At 66.2% G+C, this 17,567-nt stretch carries 19 protein-coding genes; 11 read left to right on the top strand and 8 right to left on the bottom strand.

The window, feature by feature from the left end; genetic code table 11:
* Positions 1-16 precede the first annotated feature (16 nt).
* Positions 17-403 (bottom strand): hypothetical protein, encoded by a 387-nt coding sequence (locus tag ACSU1L_RS15805; protein WP_439256437.1) that lies wholly within the window; start codon positions 401-403, stop codon positions 17-19.
* A gap of 75 nt (positions 404-478) precedes the next feature.
* Between ACSU1L_RS15805 and ACSU1L_RS15800 the strand changes: the two genes are divergently transcribed.
* Positions 479-952, top strand: coding sequence for a MarR family winged helix-turn-helix transcriptional regulator (locus tag ACSU1L_RS15800; protein ID WP_439256436.1), 474 nt, complete (start codon positions 479-481; stop codon positions 950-952).
* Between the two features lie 60 nt (positions 953-1,012).
* Entirely contained in the window at positions 1,013-2,209 is a 1,197-nt protein-coding gene (locus ACSU1L_RS15795; RefSeq protein WP_439256435.1) for a cobalamin-independent methionine synthase II family protein, read from the top strand.
* Between the two features lie 192 nt (positions 2,210-2,401).
* Here ACSU1L_RS15795 and ACSU1L_RS15790 read toward each other — a convergent pair whose 3' ends face one another.
* The gene (locus ACSU1L_RS15790; protein WP_439256434.1) at positions 2,402-3,328 is read right to left on the bottom strand and encodes a serine hydrolase; all 927 of its coding nucleotides are present in this window, start codon (positions 3,326-3,328) and stop codon (positions 2,402-2,404) included.
* 116 nt (positions 3,329-3,444) lie between these two features.
* Positions 3,445-5,412 carry a M13 family metallopeptidase gene (locus ACSU1L_RS15785; protein ID WP_439256433.1) on the bottom strand — a complete coding sequence of 656 codons (1,968 nt, stop codon included), beginning with the start codon at positions 5,410-5,412 and terminating at the stop codon, positions 3,445-3,447.
* Between the two features lie 130 nt (positions 5,413-5,542).
* Here ACSU1L_RS15785 and ACSU1L_RS15780 point away from each other — a divergent pair, with 130 nt between their 5' ends.
* Entirely contained in the window at positions 5,543-6,868 is a 1,326-nt protein-coding gene (locus ACSU1L_RS15780) for an MATE family efflux transporter (RefSeq protein ID WP_439256432.1), read from the top strand.
* Between the two features lie 9 nt (positions 6,869-6,877).
* On the opposite strand, the gene ACSU1L_RS15775 is transcribed toward ACSU1L_RS15780, so the two are convergent.
* A complete protein-coding gene (locus ACSU1L_RS15775; protein ID WP_438252757.1) occupies positions 6,878-7,495 on the bottom strand; it encodes a TrmH family RNA methyltransferase in 618 nt (205 codons plus the stop codon).
* 22 nt (positions 7,496-7,517) lie between these two features.
* Here ACSU1L_RS15775 and ACSU1L_RS15770 point away from each other — a divergent pair, with 22 nt between their 5' ends.
* The 5 genes from ACSU1L_RS15770 to ACSU1L_RS15750 all read left to right on the top strand — a co-directional run bounded on the left by ACSU1L_RS15770 (position 7,518) and on the right by ACSU1L_RS15750 (position 10,704).
* Positions 7,518-8,150: a metal-dependent transcriptional regulator gene (locus tag ACSU1L_RS15770; protein ID WP_438252756.1), complete on the top strand. Its 633-nt coding sequence runs from the start codon at positions 7,518-7,520 to the stop codon at positions 8,148-8,150.
* Between the two features lie 85 nt (positions 8,151-8,235).
* Positions 8,236-9,072 carry an SDR family oxidoreductase gene (locus ACSU1L_RS15765; protein WP_439256431.1) on the top strand — a complete coding sequence of 279 codons (837 nt, stop codon included), beginning with the start codon at positions 8,236-8,238 and terminating at the stop codon, positions 9,070-9,072.
* Positions 9,073-9,180: 108 nt separating this feature from the next.
* Entirely contained in the window at positions 9,181-9,984 is an 804-nt protein-coding gene (locus tag ACSU1L_RS15760) for an HAD-IIA family hydrolase (protein WP_438252754.1), read from the top strand.
* A gap of 1 nt (position 9,985) precedes the next feature.
* Entirely contained in the window at positions 9,986-10,555 is a 570-nt protein-coding gene (locus ACSU1L_RS15755) for a YdeI/OmpD-associated family protein (protein ID WP_439256430.1), read from the top strand.
* Positions 10,552-10,704, top strand: a complete 153-nt coding sequence (locus ACSU1L_RS15750; protein WP_438252752.1) for a hypothetical protein — start codon at positions 10,552-10,554, stop codon at positions 10,702-10,704. The genes ACSU1L_RS15755 and ACSU1L_RS15750 overlap by 4 nt, the downstream gene beginning before the upstream one ends.
* Positions 10,705-10,912: 208 nt before the next feature.
* Here the strand turns inward: ACSU1L_RS15750 and pgi are convergent, their stop codons facing one another.
* Together pgi and ACSU1L_RS15740 are read right to left on the bottom strand one after the other, a co-directional pair.
* Positions 10,913-12,592 (bottom strand): glucose-6-phosphate isomerase, encoded by a 1,680-nt coding sequence (gene pgi, locus ACSU1L_RS15745; protein ID WP_439256429.1) that lies wholly within the window; start codon positions 12,590-12,592, stop codon positions 10,913-10,915.
* Positions 12,593-12,635: 43 nt separating this feature from the next.
* Positions 12,636-13,328, bottom strand: coding sequence for an SDR family NAD(P)-dependent oxidoreductase (locus ACSU1L_RS15740; protein ID WP_439256428.1), 693 nt, complete (start codon positions 13,326-13,328; stop codon positions 12,636-12,638).
* A 101-nt stretch (positions 13,329-13,429) separates the two neighbouring features.
* On the opposite strand from ACSU1L_RS15740, the gene ACSU1L_RS15735 reads away from it, so the two are divergent.
* Entirely contained in the window at positions 13,430-14,305 is an 876-nt protein-coding gene (locus ACSU1L_RS15735) for a helix-turn-helix transcriptional regulator (RefSeq protein ID WP_439256427.1), read from the top strand.
* Here ACSU1L_RS15735 and ACSU1L_RS15730 read toward each other — a convergent pair.
* Together ACSU1L_RS15730 and pyrE are read right to left on the bottom strand one after the other, a co-directional pair.
* The gene (locus ACSU1L_RS15730) at positions 14,302-15,204 is read right to left on the bottom strand and encodes an ROK family protein (RefSeq protein WP_439256426.1); all 903 of its coding nucleotides are present in this window, start codon (positions 15,202-15,204) and stop codon (positions 14,302-14,304) included. The two genes, ACSU1L_RS15735 and ACSU1L_RS15730, sit on opposite strands and share 4 nt — an antisense overlap.
* Entirely contained in the window at positions 15,201-15,758 is a 558-nt protein-coding gene (pyrE, locus tag ACSU1L_RS15725) for an orotate phosphoribosyltransferase (RefSeq protein ID WP_438252747.1), read from the bottom strand. Before pyrE ends, ACSU1L_RS15730 begins: the two co-directional genes overlap by 4 nt.
* Before the next feature lie 209 nt (positions 15,759-15,967).
* Between pyrE and ACSU1L_RS15720 the strand changes: the two genes are divergently transcribed.
* Together ACSU1L_RS15720 and ACSU1L_RS15715 are read left to right on the top strand one after the other, a co-directional pair.
* The gene (locus ACSU1L_RS15720) at positions 15,968-16,504 is read left to right on the top strand and encodes a YbhB/YbcL family Raf kinase inhibitor-like protein (protein ID WP_439256425.1); all 537 of its coding nucleotides are present in this window, start codon (positions 15,968-15,970) and stop codon (positions 16,502-16,504) included.
* A gap of 28 nt (positions 16,505-16,532) precedes the next feature.
* On the top strand, positions 16,533-17,378 hold the full coding sequence (locus ACSU1L_RS15715; RefSeq protein ID WP_439256424.1) for an exodeoxyribonuclease III: 846 nt from the start codon (positions 16,533-16,535) through the stop codon (positions 17,376-17,378).
* The last annotated feature ends 189 nt before the right edge of the window (positions 17,379-17,567 follow it).

The following is a 17,567-nucleotide window of genomic DNA, read 5'->3' as shown; positions in this document are numbered from 1 at the left end:
GCTCGGACGCCGCCGATCAGAAGGTGAAGCCGTCCGGGTCGCCAGCCCGCGGTGGCCGTAGCCGGTCCGGCAACGGCCACGGTAATACGTGCTGCTGCGCATACCCGGACATGTCTCCGTAGTCATCGATTTTCACGACGATACGGCCAGGCGTACCATCACCGTCCGGGGTGACCTCGACCATGCGCACACGGAGCGGACGTTCGGCCTCCCCCTCCAGCATCCACGGATCAGCGAGCCAGGCAAGTCCGTGCGCTTCCAGGGCGGCCTCGGCGTCCAGCCACTCCATGGCCCCCGAGACGGGGCGGCCGAGCACGTCGACGGCGACCCAGTCGTCGCCTTCGGGGTGGATCCAGCCGAGCAGCTCGCCATCGTCGCGGCGGTGCGGTGTCCAATCGTCCATGCGTCGATCGTACGCATGCCGCGCGCACCGCGCCGGCGTGCTTGCCTGGGCAACTATTCCGGACAGAATGGATCCATGTCCGTCCCCCCCACCCGCATGACCGCGCAGCAGTCCCGCGCCTGGCTCGCGCTCATCTCGACGGCCGAGCTGCTGCCCGCAGCTCTCGATGCCCAGCTTCAGCGCGATGCCGATCTCACGCATTACGAGTTCATCCTGCTCAGCGCACTGCAGCGCAGCGGAGCGATGCGGTTGAGTGATCTGGCCGCCGCGACGAATGCGACGCTCCCCCGCGCATCGAAAGTCGTCAGCAGATTGCAGCGCCGCGGGCTGGTCGGGCGCGAGGAGAACCCCGAAGACCGACGTGCGGTGCTGCTGACGATCACGAAGCGGGGACGCCGACAGCTGGTGCTCGCGACGCCTAAACACTTCGAGACGGTGCACGAGCTCGTGCTCGATCGCCTCGATCCCGACGCGCTGACCGCGCTGGCAGATGCGCTCGAGCCCGTCGTCGAAGCACTGGACCCGCAGCGTCGGTTCGGACCGTTCTGACCTGTCACGGTTCGTCATGCGAATCGGTCGGTGCCGGCGGCGCTGGATAGCATCACGAACATGAGCACGATCGCTACCACCACCGCCGGAAGCCTGCCCCGCACCGAAGCCCTTATCGCCGCGAATGCCGCCCGCACCGTGGCCGAGGATGGTTTCACGCTCGAGTCCACACCCGAGTTCGAAGCTCTGGTCTCGGATGCCGTGACCGATGTCGTCGCGCGTCAGCGTGCCGCCGGCATCACCCAGATCGGCGACGGCGAGTTCGGTAAGGCGATGTCGAACGCTGTCGATTACGGAGCATGGTGGAGCTACTCGTTCCAGCGCGTGAGTGGCCTCTCCCTCACCGAGAACAACCTGTTCACGCAACCCACCGCGGTATCCACCCCCGGGAGTATCGAGCTGACCAGCTTCGCCGACCGTCGCGACCGCCACCTGTTCCCCGCTGTCTACAGTGACCCGCATTCGGGCGCCTTCGCGGGCAAGCCGGCAACCGAGTTCCCGACCACCACCGGCCCGCTCGCCTATCGCGGACAGGATGCTGTCGCCGCCGACATCCGCCACCTGAAGGCGTCACTCGCTGAGGGCGAGCAGGGCTTTCTGACCTCCATCGCACCGGGCTCTGCCGCGCGGGTGTGGAATGAGCACTACTCCGACCATGATGCGCACCTGTGGGCGTGGGCCGAGGCTCTGCGTGAGGAGTACAAAGCGATCACCGACGCCGGACTCATCGTTCAACTCGATGACCCCTCGCTCGCTGAGAACTGGGACCAGATCAATCCCGAGCCCAGCATCGAGGACTACCTCGCGTTCACCGCGAAGAGCATCGAGGCGCTCAACTACGCGATCGAAGGACTGCCGAAGGAGCTGCTGCGCCTGCACCTGTGTTGGGGCTCGTGGCACGGTCCGCACGTCACCGACGTCGAGGTCGGCAAGATTCTGCCGGCGATCCTCAAGGCGAATGTCGGATCGGTCTCATTCGAGGCCGCGAACGTGAGACATGAACACGAGTGGACCGCATGGCGGGATGCTGCCCTGCCGGACGATCTCGTCCTGATCCCGGGCGTCGTCGGCCACGCCACCAATGTCGTGGAGCACCCTGACCTGGTCGCCCAGCGCATCGAACGATTCGCGCAGATCGTCGGCCCCGAGCGCGTCATCGCCTCAACCGACTGCGGGCTGGGCGGACGCGTGCACGCCGACATCGCCTGGGCGAAGCTGGAATCGCTCGGCGAGGGCGCCCGGCGCGTGCGCGTCTGAGACGTGGCCCTGCGCCCCGGCCCGCGCTCTTCGGCCCGGCGCGCTTCGGCCCGGCACACCTGCAGGGCCGAAGCACGGATGCAGGGCGAAACGCCGAGGAATCCCCTGCATCCGTACGATCAGTCTGCATCTGTACTGAAAGCGGGCGGAACGGGCCGAACGGGACCGAAACCGGGCCTCACGGGGGCCAGCTCAGTGGGTGTACTCCATGAGCTCCAACCCCAGAATCCGGAACGCATCGTGCGCGCGCAGCCGGTGGGCGATGGAGAGGTCGTCGAAGCACACGATCATGGCGTAGGCGATGCCGGCGCGAGGCCCGGCCAGTACCCCGGCCTCGGCCCTGACTCCGCTCTCGCGGCCGGTCTTGTTGATGAACAGCAGCCCGTGCCGGTCGTGCTCATGCGCGAAGGGGTCCAGGCCCGTCGACGCGGCGATCAAAGTGAGGTCGTGGTTCAGACTCAACCACTCGGCGACCTGCGAGCTGACCGCGGCATCGACCGCCTGAGCGTTCACCAGGGCTGAGAAGAGCGCGGCCAGCTCCCGCGTCGTGCCGACTGCGACATGCGGCGCGTCATCCGGGCCGCGTTCGTCTCGGAACTGATCGAGCACTGTGGTGCGCTCCAGGCCGAGCGAATCCAGGCGTGCGAGCACGCGGTGATGCCCGACCCGGCGCAGCAGGATGTTCGCCGCGAGCGGGTCTCCGGTTGCAGCGGTCAGCACGGCCAGGTCGGAGAGCGGCAGCGCCGGTGCTCGAAGGTTTCGCCACAGTCCGGAACCTGCCACCGCCTCAACCGAGTTCCGATCAATGATCTCCAGTGGATCGAGTGCTCCCGATTCGAATCCCGCGGCGACCTCGATCAGCAGCGGGACGACACCGACCCCACCCATCGGTAGCGTCACGTGGTCATCCCCGGCGAGCACTTCGCCGCCATTGTCGAGGTCGCTGACGTGCACGGAGACCCGGGCTCCGGCATCCGCTAACTGCTCGAGAGCGCGCATCGTGGACGTGAACGTGCGCTTGCCGATCGCCGCACGGCGCGGCAAACGCCGGGTGGTGCCACGAGATCGGCGCAGCGTTGGCTGCGATGTCTCTTCAACGGGCTCGGGGGGAGTGCCCACGCGTAGTCCTTCCCAGGACGATCACTTCTTCGGGAGTGCCTCTACGGGAGCGCTCCCCAGCGGCACCGCCATCGTAACCCCCGCCCCGAGCCCGCGTCACGCGATTTCGGTAACAATCACCAGATTGTCACCCGCTGCTCACTCGGCAGGTACGCCGCATCGGCCTCGGTGACGTCGAACGCTTCGTAGAAGGCATCGATGTTGCGCACGATCTGGTTGCAGCGGAACTCGTTCGGCGAGTGCGGGTCGATCGTGAGCAATCGGATCGTCTCAGCATCCCGACTCTTCTGCTGCCACACCTGCGCCCAGCTCAGCAGCAGGCGCTGCACACCGGTAAGTCCGTCGATGACCGGAGCCTCGGCACCCTCGAGCGACAGCTCATAGGCCTTCAGGGCGATACCCAGACCGCCCAGATCACCGATGTTCTCACCGATCGTGAGAGCGCCGTTGACGTGGTGCTCCGCTGCCAGCCCTTCCGGGACCAGGGCGTCGTACTGTGCGATCAGGGCCTTGGTCCGCTGCTCGAACGCGGTGCGGTCAGCATCCGTCCACCAGTCCTCGAGCTTGCCCGTGCCGTCATAACGGCTGCCCTGATCGTCGAAGCCATGTCCGATCTCGTGGCCGATGACCGCGCCGATGCCCCCGTAGTTGGCGGCGGCATCACGCGAGACATCGAAGAACGGGTACTGCAGGATCGCCGCTGGGAACACGATCTCGTTCATCGACGGGTTGTAGTAGGCGTTGACCATCTGCGGCGGCATGTGCCACTCGGCACGGTCGATCGGCTTACCCACCTTGTCGACGTTGCGGTCGTGCTCGAAAATGTACGCCCGACGGATGTTGCCGAACAGATCGGCCGCGTCGATCTCGAGCGTCGAGTAGTCGCGCCACACCTCGGGGTGACCGATCTTCGGCGTGAAGGCGTCGAGCTTGGCCAGCGCACGCTCGCGAGTGTCGGGACTCATCCACTCCAGCGTGGTGATGCTCTGCCGGTACGCCTCGGTGAGGTTGGCGACGAGCTCATCCATCGCCGCTTTCGCCGTGGACGGGTAATGCCGTTCGACGTAGACCTTGCCGATCGCCTCGCCGAGGGCGCCCTCGGTGACGGAGACGCCCCGCTTCCAGCGCTCACGGATCGTCGGCACACCGGTGAGTTCCGTGCCGTAGAAGGAGAAGTTCTCCTGCACCATGTCGTCGGTCAGGTACGGCGCCGCTGCGTGCACGACCTGCGCGCGCAGCCACGCCTTCCAGTCATCCAGCCGCTCGGCGCTCAGCAGTGTGCCGAGACCTTCCAGGGCGCTGGGCTGGGCGACGACCGTCTCAGCGAATCCGCTGGCGCCTTGAGCGGGCGCAACAGCATCGCGCCACGGCGTGAGGTCGACACCGGCAAGGGCCTGCAACTCATCCCAGCTCTTGAGGTTGTACGTGGCGACAGCATCGCGACTGGCGACGTTGTCCCAGTGGTGACCGGCGATCTCGGTCTCCAGCGCGAATGCGCGTTCGGCGGTGCCAGCGGCATCTGCAACCTCGGCGAGCGCGAGCAGACGCTCGAGATGCGCACGGTAGGCGGCGCGGGTGTCTGCGAAGTTGTCGAGGCGGTAGTAGCTCTCATCCGGCAGCGAGAGCGCAGACTGCACAAGGATGGGCAAATAGCGCTCGGGGTTGCCGGGGTCACCGTCGACGTACAGCCCGATCAGGTGCGCACGACCGTCACGCTCATACGCGCCGCAGGCGGCGAGGAGAGCGGGGATGCTGTCGATCCGATCGATCTCGGCAAACGTTTCGGCGAGCGGGGTGATCCCATCGGTGTTGATGCGCTCGGTGTCCATGAAGCTGGCGAACAGGTCCCCGATCTTGCGCTCGAGGGTGCCGACTTCAGCTGTCTGCGACTCTTCGATAATCGTTCGCACGTCGGCTTCTGCCTGCTCGGCGAGCAGGTGGAAGGATCCCCAGCGGGCTTTGTCCCCCGGGATCTCGGTGCGATCGATCCATGCGCCATTGACGTACCGGTAGAGGTCGTCTTGCGGACGGACATCGGAGCTGAATTCTTCAGTTGCAAGACCTGCGGGGAGAACATCTGTCATGCCTCCACCCTATGTCGGTGCCGTCCCGCGCGCGCTTCTGATCGAGAACGCGCAAACCGCCCTCAACCAGCGCCGGGAACGGCGATCTAAGTGTTCTCGATGGCGGAGGCATTGCCCGTAGGCTCGGACTGTGAGTGCGCGCGGGGTGACCCTGAACCGAGAGATTCTGCGGCTCGCGGTCCCCGCGCTCGGTGCGTTGGTCGCCGAGCCCGCTTTCCTGATGGTGGATGCCGCGCTCGTCGGCCACCTCGGTGTCGTTCCGCTGGCCGGTCTCGGCATCGCCAGCGCGGTACTGCAGACCATCGTCGGGCTGATGGTGTTCCTGGCGTACTCGACGACCCCCGCTGTCGCGCGACGCTTCGGCGCAGGCGAGCACAAGGATGCCGTCTCGGTCGGCATCGACGGCCTCTGGCTGGCGCTGGGGCTGGGCGCCGTGCTGGCCGCGGTGGGTGCGATGTCGTCGCCATGGCTGGTGTCGTTGTTCGGGGCATCCGCCGAGGTCGCCGAGCAGGCCGACACGTATCTCGTGATCAGCGTCTGGGGATTGCCCGCGATGCTGATCGTGTTCGCCGCGACCGGGCTTCTGCGCGGAATGCAGGACACCATGACCCCGCTGTGGATCGCCGGTGCTGGCTTCGGCGCGAACGCGCTGCTCAACTTCCTGTTCATCTACGGTTTCGGCTGGGGCATCGCCGGATCCGCCGTCGGCACCGTCACCGCTCAGTGGGGCATGGTCGCCGCCTACGTCGTGGTGGTCGGACGCCTCGCACGCAAACACGAAGCGTCGGTGCGCCCACAACGCGAGGGGGTGCGGGGCTCTGCCCGCTCGGGCGGTTGGCTGTTCCTGCGCACGGTCAGTCTGCGGGCGGCGCTGCTGCTGACGGTCGGCGTGGCCACCGGAATCGGCACCGATGAGCTCGCCGGTTGGCAGGTCGTGTTCACGATCTTCTCGGCTGCCGCTTTTGCTCTGGATGCCCTGGCCATCGCCGCGCAGGCACTGATCGGCAAGGGACTCGGCGCCGGCGACATGGCCGGCGTCCGGCAGGTGCTTGCGCGCACCGTCGCGTGGGGCGCCTGGTTCGGAGTCGCCGTCGGGCTTCTCATCGGGATGCTGTCCGGAGTGATCGGCCTCGCGTTCACGGGTGATCCGGCTCTGGCATCCCTCATCCAACCGGCCTTGATCGTGCTCGCCCTCGCACAACCGGTCGCCGGCATCGTGTTCGTCCTCGACGGCGTGCTGATGGGGTCCGGAGACGTGCGTTACCTGGCCATCGCCGGTGGTCTGAACCTCATCCCGTTCTTGCCAGCGCTCCTACTCATCGCGATGATCGGGGTCGGCGGCGCCGCTGGGCTCATCTGGCTCGCGGTGGCCTTCTTCGGCGTCTACCTGCTCGCCCGGTTGGCAACGTTGGGCTGGCGTGTGAAGACGGGCAAGTGGCTGGGTGCGGCGGCATGACCACGCGACTCAGCTCGCGTAGCGGCGGCACCACTCGTACATGATCACGGCTCCGGCCGCGCTCGCGTTGATCGATCTGGTCGACCCGTACTGGGTGATCTCGATGTGTCCGGATGCCGCGGCGATCGCCTCTTCGGTGAGCCCAGGGCCCTCCTGACCGAACAGCAGAACGCAGCGCTGAGGAAGATCGGCTTTGTCCACCGGAACCGCACCATCGACGTTGTCGACCGCGATGATCGGGATGCCCTCGCCCGCAGCCCACGCGGCGAACGCGGCGACATCTTCATGGTGCACGACGTGCTGATAGCGGTCGGTGACCATGGCACCGCGCTTGTTCCAGCGACGGCGGCCGATGATGTGCACGGTGTCGGCGAGGAACGCATTGGCACTGCGCACGATCGACCCGATGTTCATGTCGTGCTGCCAGTTCTCGATGGCGACATGGAACGGATGCCGATGGGTGTCGAGGTCGGCGACGATCGCCTCCATCCGCCAGTAGCGGTACCGGTCGATGACATTGCGAGTGTCGCCGTTCTCGAGCAGCTCCGGGTCGTACTGCTCGCCCTCCGGCCAGTCGCCTACCCAGGGTCCGAGGCCGTGGGTGGTGCGTTCAGGAGTCTCGGTCACTGTGTCAGCGTAGTCTGGAACCGTGGCATCCCCGGCAGCAGACGACTACCTGAAAACGGTGTACGCGCACACCGAATGGCAGGATGCGCCCATCACGCCGTCCGCGCTGGCTGCGAAGCTCGGCATCGCGCCGTCAAGCGTTACCGAGATGGTGAAGAAGCTCGCCGCCGCCGGCCTCGTCTCGCATGTGCCCTACGGTGCCGTGCGGTTGACGGATGCTGGCACCCAGCGGGCCCTCGGCATGGTGCGCCGCCACCGCCTGATCGAGACATGGCTCGTGCAGGAGTTCGGCTACGCCTGGGATGAAGTCCACGATGAGGCCGAAGTGCTCGAGCACACCATCAGCGACCGCCTGCTGGAGGGCATCGATACTCGGCTCGGCCGACCACGGTTCGACCCGCACGGCGATGCGATTCCGGATGCCACCGGCCACGTCGAGCGCTGCCCATTCGTGCTACTCGCGGAGGCGCCGGTCGGTCATGAAGGCCGCGTGCTGCGGGTTTCCGACACGGATCCGGAGTTGCTTCGTTCATTGGAGAATCTTGGCCTGTCCGTGGCCTCTCACGTGCGCGTGACCGCGGGTGGCATTGAGCTCGACGGGCGCGCAGTCGTGTTGGCAGAAGGCACCGCCGATATCGTCTGGCTGAGCGCGTAGCATCCGCTCCCATTCCCCATCGGGAATATTTCTCTGCCCTCCAGCGTATTTATATACGTACGCATACTTATCTGGAGGTTGGAAAATGACGAATCACGTCGATGGCCGAGTCATCATCATCACCGGTGCCGGCAGCGGTTTTGGGAAGCTTGTCGCCGGAATGACCGCGGGACTCGGAGCACACGTCATCGCCTCTGACATCAATGAGGAGAACCTGAAGTCCGTCGTCAGCGAGATTCAGGCCAAGAGGCAGAGCGCCGAGTACATCGTTGCGGATGTGACTAACAAGGAGCAGATGGATGCTGTGGCATCCTTCGCGGTCGAGAAGTTCGGTCGCATCGACGTCATGCTCAACAACGCCGGCATCATGCCGCTGGCTTTCTGGTCTGATCACAAGAAAGCTTCGAAGGCCTGGGACAAGGCGATCGACATCAACATCAAGGGCGTCGTGAACGGCATCACCGCCGTGTACGACCAGATGATGGAGCAGGGACGCGGCCAAGTGGTCAACATCTCCTCGATCTACGGCAACGCAGGAATGCCGGGATCAGGCGTCTACAGTGCGACCAAGGCTGCGGTGAAGATCATCTCCGACTCGCTGCGCATCGAGTCGCACGGCAAGATCAAGGTGACGACGCTCAAGCCCACCGGCGTTCCGGGCACCAACCTCGCCAGCGCTGTCGTGAACGAGACGGCCATCTCCGGGCTCGCCGGCCAGAACACTCAGGACTACGCCGACAGCACCGAGAAGTTCATCAAGGGCGAGTTGCCGGCGGAACAGACTGATTCCGACAGCATCGAGTACTGGGCACTCACCCCCGAGGATCTCGCCGAGAACGTCGTCTATGTCATCAATCAGCCCTGGGGCGTGAACATCAGCGACATCACCGTGCGCGCCAGCGGCGACGTGTTCATCCACTGACTGTTACACCTGTCGGAGACTGTTGCGCCCGTCGGAGGAATTCGACCAGAACCTCCGACGGGCGCAACATGCTCCGACGGGCGAGGCACCAACCAATAGGCTGAGCACATGGCACATCGCGACGACATCGAATGCTGGCTCACCGACATGGACGGCGTGCTCGTCCATGAGAACGACGCCATCCCCGGGGCATCCGAGATGCTCGCCGGGTGGGAGGCAGCCGGCATCCCGTACCTGGTGCTGACGAACAACTCGATCTTCACCGCACGCGACCTCTCCGCGCGGCTGCGCTCCAGCGGGCTGCACGTTCCGGAGGAGCGCATCTGGACTTCGGCGCTGGCGACGGCGGACTTCCTGAAGCAGCAGGTTCCCGGCGGCTCTGCGTTCGTCATCGGCGAGGCCGGCATCCTCACAGCCCTGCATGACGCCGGGTTCGTGATGACCGAGACCAATCCCGACTTCGTGGTCGTCGGTGAGACCCGCACCTATTCCTTCGAAGCGATCACGCGGGCGATTCGCCTCATCAACAAGGGCGCGCGCTTCATCATCACCAACCCGGATGCCACCGGCCCCAGCGCCGAGGGCCCGCTGCCCGCGACCGGTGCTGTCGCGGCACTCATCACCAAGGCCACCGGACGCGAGCCATATGTCGTCGGCAAGCCGAATCCGATGATGTTCCGCTCGGCGCTGAACAAGATCGGCGCCCACTCGAAGAAGACCGGCATGATCGGCGACCGCATGGACACCGACATCGTCGCCGGCATCGAGGCAGGCCTGCACACGGTGCTCGTGCTGACCGGCATCAGCGATCAGGCCGAGATCGAGAAGTACCCGTTCCGGCCGGATGAGATCGTCGACTCGGTCGCTGATCTGCTGCCGACCATCACCGGGGCGATCCCGACACAGGGCTGACATGGGCGTACTCGACAAGGGCGAGCGGATCACAGCGGTGGATGCCGCAGCGTGGCGCGCCTGGCTCGAAGAACACCATGCGGACTCGGCGGGCGTGTGGCTGCTGAACGTGCGTCGCGCCGCCACGGGCGACAGCGTCGGCTACGAGGATTCGGTGCGGCAGGGGCTGTGCTTCGGGTGGATCGACGGACCGGTGCGGACGTTCCCCGAGGGCGTGGGGCAGTGGTTCTCGCCGCGCCGACCGTCGAGCGGCTGGGCTGCGACGAACAAGGCACGCCTCGTGGAGCTGGAGCAGCAGGGCCAGCTCGCGCCTGCCGGCATCCGCGTCATCGAGATCGCCAAGGCCAACGGCACCTGGGAGATGCTCGACGGACCCGAGGCCGGCATCGAACCCGATGAACTCGCCGCCGCCCTGGACGCCGTCCCCGCTGCGCGTGCAGCCTGGGACGCCTTTCCGAAGTCGGTCAAGAAGCTCGGGCTGACGCACATCGCGACGGCGAGGCGCGCTGAAACCAGAAGCGCCCGCATCGCGAAGATCGTCACCGACGCAGCAGAGGGGAAGCGGCCATGAGTGAGCGCGACGTGATGTTCCTGGTGATGTTCGTGATATTGCTGTCGACGCTCGTCGTCTTCGTCGTGCAGTTCGTCAGGTCACGGCGCGGTAAGGGCGGCCGCGGCAACTGGTGGGAAGGCCCCTGGGACGACGACCGTAAGAAGTGAGCGCCGGGCGCGCCGCGCCGTTCCCTATGCCCTGTTCGGGCCACGCAGGTGTCGCTTCGTGCCGCCCGGCCACCTCCGAAGCGACCACAAGCGCCACCTGCCCGGTGGACCGGCCAGACTCAACCCACGCAGGTGTCGCTTCGTGCCGCCCGGCCGCCTCCGAAGCGACCACAAGCGCCACCTGCCCGGTGGTTCGGTGCGCCTGGGGTTACGCCCGGTGCTCCCGGTAGTACGCCAGCAGCGCCTTGGTCGAGGCATCCTGCGCGTCGAGCGCTGCAGCATCCCCCTCGATCGCCGGGGCGATCTGCAGCGCGAGCTGCTTGCCGAGTTCCACGCCCCACTGGTCGAACGAGTTGATTCCCCAGATCACGCCCTGCGTGAAGACGATGTGCTCGTAGAGGGCGATCAGTTCGCCGAGCACGCGCGGGGTCAACGCGGGCGCGAAGATCGATGTCGTCGGGCGATTGCCGGCGAAGGTCCGCGCAGCCACGAGCGGGCCCGTGGTGCCTTCGGCTTCGACCTCTGCCGCGGTTTTGCCGAACGCGAGCGCCTTGGTCTGAGCGAGGAAGTTCGCCAGGAACAGGCCGTGCACATCACGCCCATCGTCCTGGAGCGGATAGGCCGGGTTCGCGAAGGCGATGAAGTCGGCCGGGATCAGGCGCGTGCCCTGGTGGATCAGCTGGTAGAACGCGTGCTGGCCGTTGGTTCCCGGCTCGCCCCAGAAGATCTCGCCGGTGTCGGTGGTGACCGGTGAGCCATCCCAGCGCACCGATTTGCCGTTGGACTCCATGGTCAGCTGCTGCAGATACGCGGCGAAGCGGCTGAGCTGCTGCGCGTAGGGAAGTACGGCGTGCGACTGCGCGCCGAGGAAGTTCGTGTACCAAACGTTGAGCAGGCCCATCAGGATCGGCACGTTGCGCTCGAGAGGGGTGGATGCCACGTGTTCGTCGACCGCGTGGAATCCGCTGAGAAGCTCCCGGAATACCTCGGGGCCTGCCTCAATCATCACGGACAGGCCGATGGCTGAATCGACCGAGTAGCGGCCGCCGACCCAGTCCCAGAACCCGAAGGCGTTGTCGGTGTCGATGCCGAAGGCGGCCACCTTGTCGAGCGCAGTGGAGACAGCCGCGAAGTGGTGGGCGACAGCATCCGTCTTCGCCTCTTCTGTGTCTTCGATCGCGCCGGCCGCGATCAGGCCGGCCCACAACCAATCCCGCGCGAGGCGCGCGTTGGTCAGGGTCTCCAACGTCGTGAAGGTCTTGGATGCGACGATGAACAGCGTCGTCTCCGGGTCGAGATCCTTGGTCTTCTCCGTGATGTCGAACGGGTCGATGTTCGACACGAACCGCGCCTGGATGCCGGCGGTCGCGTAAGGCTCGAGCGCCGCCGAGATCATGACGGGGCCGAGGTCGGAGCCGCCGATGCCGATGTTGACCACGTGCGTGACCTTCTTGCCGGTCACCCCCTGCCACTGACCCGACCGCACTCGGTCGGCGAACGCCGTCATGGCGCCCAGCACTTCCTGCACATCGTGGTCGATGTCCTGCCCGTCCACCGTGAGGGCGGGCTGGATGCCGGCGGGCCGACGAAGCGCGGTGTGCAGAACAGCGCGGTCCTCGGTGGTGTTGATGTGCTCACCGCGCTGCATGGCGGCGAAGTGTTCGGCGACGCCGGTCTGCTCGGCGAGCGATACGAGGGAGGCGAGGATGCCGTCATCGACGAGGTTCTTCGACAGGTCGACTCGGAGATCCGCGAGGTCGAACGTCATCCGTTCGACTCGGCCGGGATCGCTGTCGAACCAGCTGCGCAGGTCGGGGACGAACCCGCTCTTGCGGGCTTCGAGTTCGGCCCAGGCGGAAGTGGCGGTGGCATCAATAGGAGCGGTCACGCTGACCAAACTACTCCAGCCGACGGGGCCGGGGCTTCGCGGTCTAGAAGAGAGCGACTCCTGAGCGGTCGATGAACGTGCCGGTCGAACCCTGCCCTCCCCTGGTGGCGAGCTCGACGATCGCATCGGTTCCTTCGCTCACCGTCTGAGGGCCCTGATTACCGTTGAAGTCCGTCTTCGTATAACCGGGGTCGGCGGCGTTGATCCGCATCTCGGGAAACGCCTTGGCGTACTGCACCGTAAGCATGGTGACCGCCGACTTCGATGAGGTGTACAGCGGCGCGACGAGCATCGACTCGATGCGTTCAGGATCATGCACAGCGGCGAACGACCCGAGACCGCTCGTCACGTTGACGATGGTTGGCGCACTGGATTCGCGCAGAATCGGAAAGAATGCGGACGTCGTGCGCACGATGCTGACGACGTTCGTTGAATACACGTGAGTGGCATCCTCCGCGGTCAGCTGCTCAGCGGGCTTCATCGGCCCCGAGATGCCAGCGTTGTTGATGAGCACGTCGAGGCCACCGGCATCCGTGATCTTTCGCGCGGCGTCGTCGACGGATGCGTCGTCCGTGACATCGAGCTGGACGAAGCGCCCGCCCAGCTCATCGGCGGCCTGCTTCCCCCGCGTCTCATCGCGTGCCCCCATCCACACGGTGTGGCCGGCTTCGATCAGTCGACGGGCGGTCTCGTATCCGAGGCCCTTGTTGGCTCCGGTGATCAGTGTTGTTGTCATATTTCCAGTCTGTGGATGCCGCGCGGCGCTGTCGTGGCCCGGATAGGCGGGGGGACCCGCAGTACCACCCAAGCTCCTTCAGACGCTGTCAGACTGATGGGATGCAGCAGAAGCAGATCTCGGACCTCGGCGGGGTGCTGCGGGCGTGGCGAGATCGACTGTCCCCTGTCGACGTCGGCCTGTACTCCGGCGATGACCGCCGCGCCGCGGGGCTGCGTCGAGAAGAGCTCGCCGCACTCGCAGGGCTGAGCGTCGACTACGTCGTCCGGCTGGAGCAGGGTCGGGCTCGGCATCCCTCTGCCCAAGTGACGGCGGCACTCGCTCGCGCCCTTCAGCTGAGCGACGCCGAACGCGACCATCTCTTCGTCGTCGCGGGTCTGCTCCCGCCCTCACCAGGGCAGGTCCCGACGCACATCCCTCCCAGCATCCAGCGGCTGATCTCCCGGCTCGGCGAGACTCCCCTTGCGGTGTTCAGCGCATCATGGGATCTCATTTCCGCGAGCCCGCTCTGGAAGACGCTGCTGGGCGATCCTTCCTCGACGGCCACCGGGCCACCCAACCTGTTGAGGCAGCACTTCACGGGCACATCCCAGTGCGATGACAAGAAGAGGGTCGTCAGCCAGTCCGGCAGCCCCGAAGTGTTCGAAGCATCGCTCGTCGCCGACCTGCGCCGAGTGAGCGGGCGTTATCCGGACGACCAAGGCGTCAAGGCATTGGTCAATGAGCTTCTCGAATCAAACGAGCGATTCCGCGCCCTCTGGCATAGCGGCGCTGTCGGAGAGCACCAATCGGAGCGCAAAGTTATTCGACATGAGGCCGTGGGCGACATTGAACTCGACTGCGACGTGTTCACCGTCGCAGGCACCGACCTGCGCATCGTCGCGTACACCGCCGCCACCGGGTCGGATGCCGCGGCGAAGCTCGACTTCCTTCGGGTATCGGCGGTGACTGCACCGCGTGCGCTGAGTGGCGCCTAACGCAGCACGAGTGCGGCCGCGCCGATGAGCGGGCCCTCGTCTCCGAGGCCCGAGCGCACCACTCGTGCGCGACGCGAGTAGTCGTGCGCGGCGCTGGCGATGAGCGCCTGCTGCACAAGGTCGATGTAGTCGTCTGACACCCGCGAGAAGCCGCCGCCGATGGCGATCATGTCGAGGTCGACGAGCGTCGCAGCATCCGCCAACGCCTGGCCGACCTCGCGCGCGGAGCGTTCGATGGCCGCGCGCGCGATCCGATCACCGGATGCCGCATCCCGAGCGAGATCTTCACCGGTCGAACCGGTCCAGCCCTGGGTCTGCGCCCATGCCGCGCTCGCGGGACCGGAGGCGATCTGCTCGAGCGTCAGCCCACCTTCGCGGCGCACCTGGCCGAGGTGTCCGGCGTTGCCGGATGCGCCGGGAATGTACTGACCGCCGATGACGAATCCGCCACCGACGCCGGTGGAGACGACGATCGACAGCGACGCTTTCGCGTCACGGGTGGCACCCAGCCACGATTCGGCGAGAGCGAGCGCACCGCCGTCGTGCCCGAAGACGGTGGGGACGTCCGCTCTGACGATTTCGGATGCTGCGCGGCGCACCGCATCCGCCAACGGGTAGCCGAGCGCCTGAGGCATATTGACCGGCAGGATCTGCCCGGCCGGTCGATCGATCGGACCGGCGCTGCCGACACCGGCTCCGACGAGGCCGGTACCTTCGGGAAGCTGCGCCAGGGCGTGTGTGACGACCTGCACGACGGCCGCATCCAACGACGCGGGCGTCGCGGCACGTCCGGTCGCGCTGCGCGAACGGCTGCCGTTGACCAGCACGCCCTCGTCAGAGACGAGCGCCGCCTCCATCTTGGTGCCGCCGACGTCGACGGCGAGGGCGTAGCGGGTCACTGCGGGTCGAGGCCGAGGTCGTCGAGGTCGAAGGCCGCGAGCCACTTCAGACCCTCAGCCTCGATGGCGGCTTGCGCGCCGGTCTTGCGGTCGACGATCACGGCAACGGCGATGACTTCGGCGCCTTCGCGGCGCAGCACCTCAACGGCTTTGAGCGCGGACTGTCCGGTCGTGGAGGTGTCCTCCAGCACGACGACACGCTTGCCCGCGACATCGGCCCCTTCGATCTGGCGTCCGCGGCCGTGGTCTTTGGGCTCCTTGCGGACGACGAACGCGTCCAGTGGACGATCGGTGTCGACCGAGGCGTGCAGCACGGAGTTGGCGATCGGGTCGGCGCCGAGCGTCAGCCCGCCGACGGCTGCGACATCGAGGTCGGCGATGAGATCGAGCATGATGCGGCCGATCGCGGGAGCGGCACGATGATCGAGGGTGAGCCTGCGCATGTCGACGTAGTACGTCGCCTGCTTGCCGCTGGAAAGCGTGAAGTCACCATGGAACACCGCCTCATCTTTGATGAGGGCGAGCAGGGACTGGCGGTCGGCGTCGAGAGTCACGGCATCCAGTGTAAGGCGCACGGCCCGCGCACAACTCCTGAAGAATGCAACCGGATCGGTCGATTCAGCCCGAATTGGCGCCGACCGGGCCGGTTCTTCAGGAGTTGTGCACCGGCGACGGCCCCGAGCGTTTGGCCAGCACGGGATGCGAGCGTCTATCGTGGCGATGAGCCGAGTCTGATCGGAACCCGCGACGTGAAGGAGCCTCCGTGTTCTCGTACGATCCCTATGCCGAACTCGCCACGCTGCGAGACTTCCTGCCGTTGGAGCTCACCAGCCCTGATTTCGACCCCGATGGCGCGCTGCCGCTGTTCGCCTGGTCGGCCGATCGTGGCGGCGAGGATCGATCTCCCGCATTGCAGTGGTCGACGCCTCCTGCCGGCACGAAGAGCATTGCGATTTCCTGCTTCGATCCGGATGCTCCGACCGGATCGGGATTCTGGCACTGGGCGGCATACAACCTCCCGGCCGCGACCACGTCCCTGGCAAGCGGCGCCGGTGACCTGGCGGCCCTTCCCGCCGGCGCCACAGTCCTGCCGAACGAATCCCGAACGGAACGGTTCATCGGCGCTGCTCCGCCGGAGGGCACCGGTGTGCACCGATACTTCTTCGTCGTCGACGCCCTGGACGTTCCCACCCTCGATATCGCACGCGGATCGACCCCTGCGGTGCTCGGCTTCAACCGCCACTTCCATTCACTGGCACGCGGCGTGCTGATGGGCACGGCTGACCCGTCCGAACGCTGACGTCCCTGCCCGCAATTAGGCTGGGTGTATGCGCCTGGCCACCTGGAACGTCAACTCCATCCGCACCCGCGTCACCCGCACGGTGGAATTCGCCGTGCGCGAAGACATCGACGTGCTCGCGATGCAGGAGATCAAGTGCAAGCCCGAGCAATTCCCCTACGCGCCATTCGAAGAGGCGGGATACCACGTCGAGGTGCACGGGCTGAATCAGTGGAACGGTGTCGCGATCGCGAGCCGCCTGCCGATCACCGACGTCGACACCGCGTTCACCGGGATGCCCGGCTTCGCCAAGGGCCACGACGGACCGGATGCTCCGCTCGAAGCGCGTGCGCTCGGTGCCACGATCGAGGGTGTGAAGGTGTGGAGCCTGTACGTGCCCAACGGCCGCTCGCTCGACGATCCGCACTACCAGTACAAGTTGCACTGGCTCGAGGCGCTGCGCCAGCACACGGCATCCGAACTGCAGAAGAACCCTGACCTGCCCTTGGCCCTGGTCGGCGACTTCAACATCATCCCGTTCGACGCCGACAACGGCGACCCCGACATCGTCGAGGGCGTCTCCACCCATGTCTCTCCCGAGGAGCGCGCTGCGTTCTTCGCGTTTCAGGATGCTGGACTCACCGATGTCGTGCGTCCGCTGCTGCCGGAGGGCTTCACCTACTGGGACTACCAGCGCCTGAAGTTCCCTCGCAACGAGGGCGTCCGCATCGATTTCGTGCTGGGCTCCCCCGCGCTCGCCGGCGCTGTTACCGGGGCATCCATCCATCGCGATGAGCGCAAGGGCGTCCAGCCCAGCGATCACGTTCCGGTGGTCGTTGATCTCGACTTCGGCAGCGCCGATGACGACGATGACATGCCGATGATCTTCACGTGACTCGGCTACCGCGGCTCATCGCCAGCGATCGCCAGCGATCGCCGACGGAGCGGGCTTCGAGGAGTGGGCACTGTGCGGCAATGGCGCCTTGTTCACCCCCTGAGAACTGCGCTCGGCGCCAGACGTAGGCGGGCGTCGGCACAGATCCGACAATATGTAGAACTCATATCCGACAAAGTGTAGAGTTCA

The sequence above is a fragment of the Microbacterium sp. A94 genome (assembly GCF_051842855.1).
Lineage (GTDB): Bacteria > Actinomycetota > Actinomycetes > Actinomycetales > Microbacteriaceae > Microbacterium.
The sequence above is the reverse complement of the archived record's forward strand: the minus strand, read 5'-3'. Positions and strand labels throughout refer to the sequence as shown.

Excerpts from the sequence above, each read along its gene's own strand:
- ACSU1L_RS15740 (WP_439256428.1), bottom strand. The coding sequence starts at position 13,328 with ATGACAACAACACTGATCACCGGAGCCAACAAGGGCCTCGGATACGAG.
- ACSU1L_RS15715 (WP_439256424.1), top strand. The coding sequence starts at position 16,533 with ATGCGCCTGGCCACCTGGAACGTCAACTCCATCCGCACCCGCGTCACC.
- ACSU1L_RS15785 (WP_439256433.1), bottom strand. The coding sequence starts at position 5,412 with ATGACAGATGTTCTCCCCGCAGGTCTTGCAACTGAAGAATTCAGCTCC.
- ACSU1L_RS15795 (WP_439256435.1), top strand. The coding sequence starts at position 1,013 with ATGAGCACGATCGCTACCACCACCGCCGGAAGCCTGCCCCGCACCGAA.
- ACSU1L_RS15805 (WP_439256437.1), bottom strand. The coding sequence starts at position 403 with ATGGACGATTGGACACCGCACCGCCGCGACGATGGCGAGCTGCTCGGC.
- ACSU1L_RS15760 (WP_438252754.1), top strand. The coding sequence starts at position 9,181 with ATGGCACATCGCGACGACATCGAATGCTGGCTCACCGACATGGACGGC.
- ACSU1L_RS15735 (WP_439256427.1), top strand. The coding sequence starts at position 13,430 with ATGCAGCAGAAGCAGATCTCGGACCTCGGCGGGGTGCTGCGGGCGTGG.
- ACSU1L_RS15755 (WP_439256430.1), top strand. The coding sequence starts at position 9,986 with ATGGGCGTACTCGACAAGGGCGAGCGGATCACAGCGGTGGATGCCGCA.
- ACSU1L_RS15765 (WP_439256431.1), top strand. The coding sequence starts at position 8,236 with ATGACGAATCACGTCGATGGCCGAGTCATCATCATCACCGGTGCCGGC.
- ACSU1L_RS15800 (WP_439256436.1), top strand. The coding sequence starts at position 479 with ATGTCCGTCCCCCCCACCCGCATGACCGCGCAGCAGTCCCGCGCCTGG.
- ACSU1L_RS15750 (WP_438252752.1), top strand. The coding sequence starts at position 10,552 with ATGAGTGAGCGCGACGTGATGTTCCTGGTGATGTTCGTGATATTGCTG.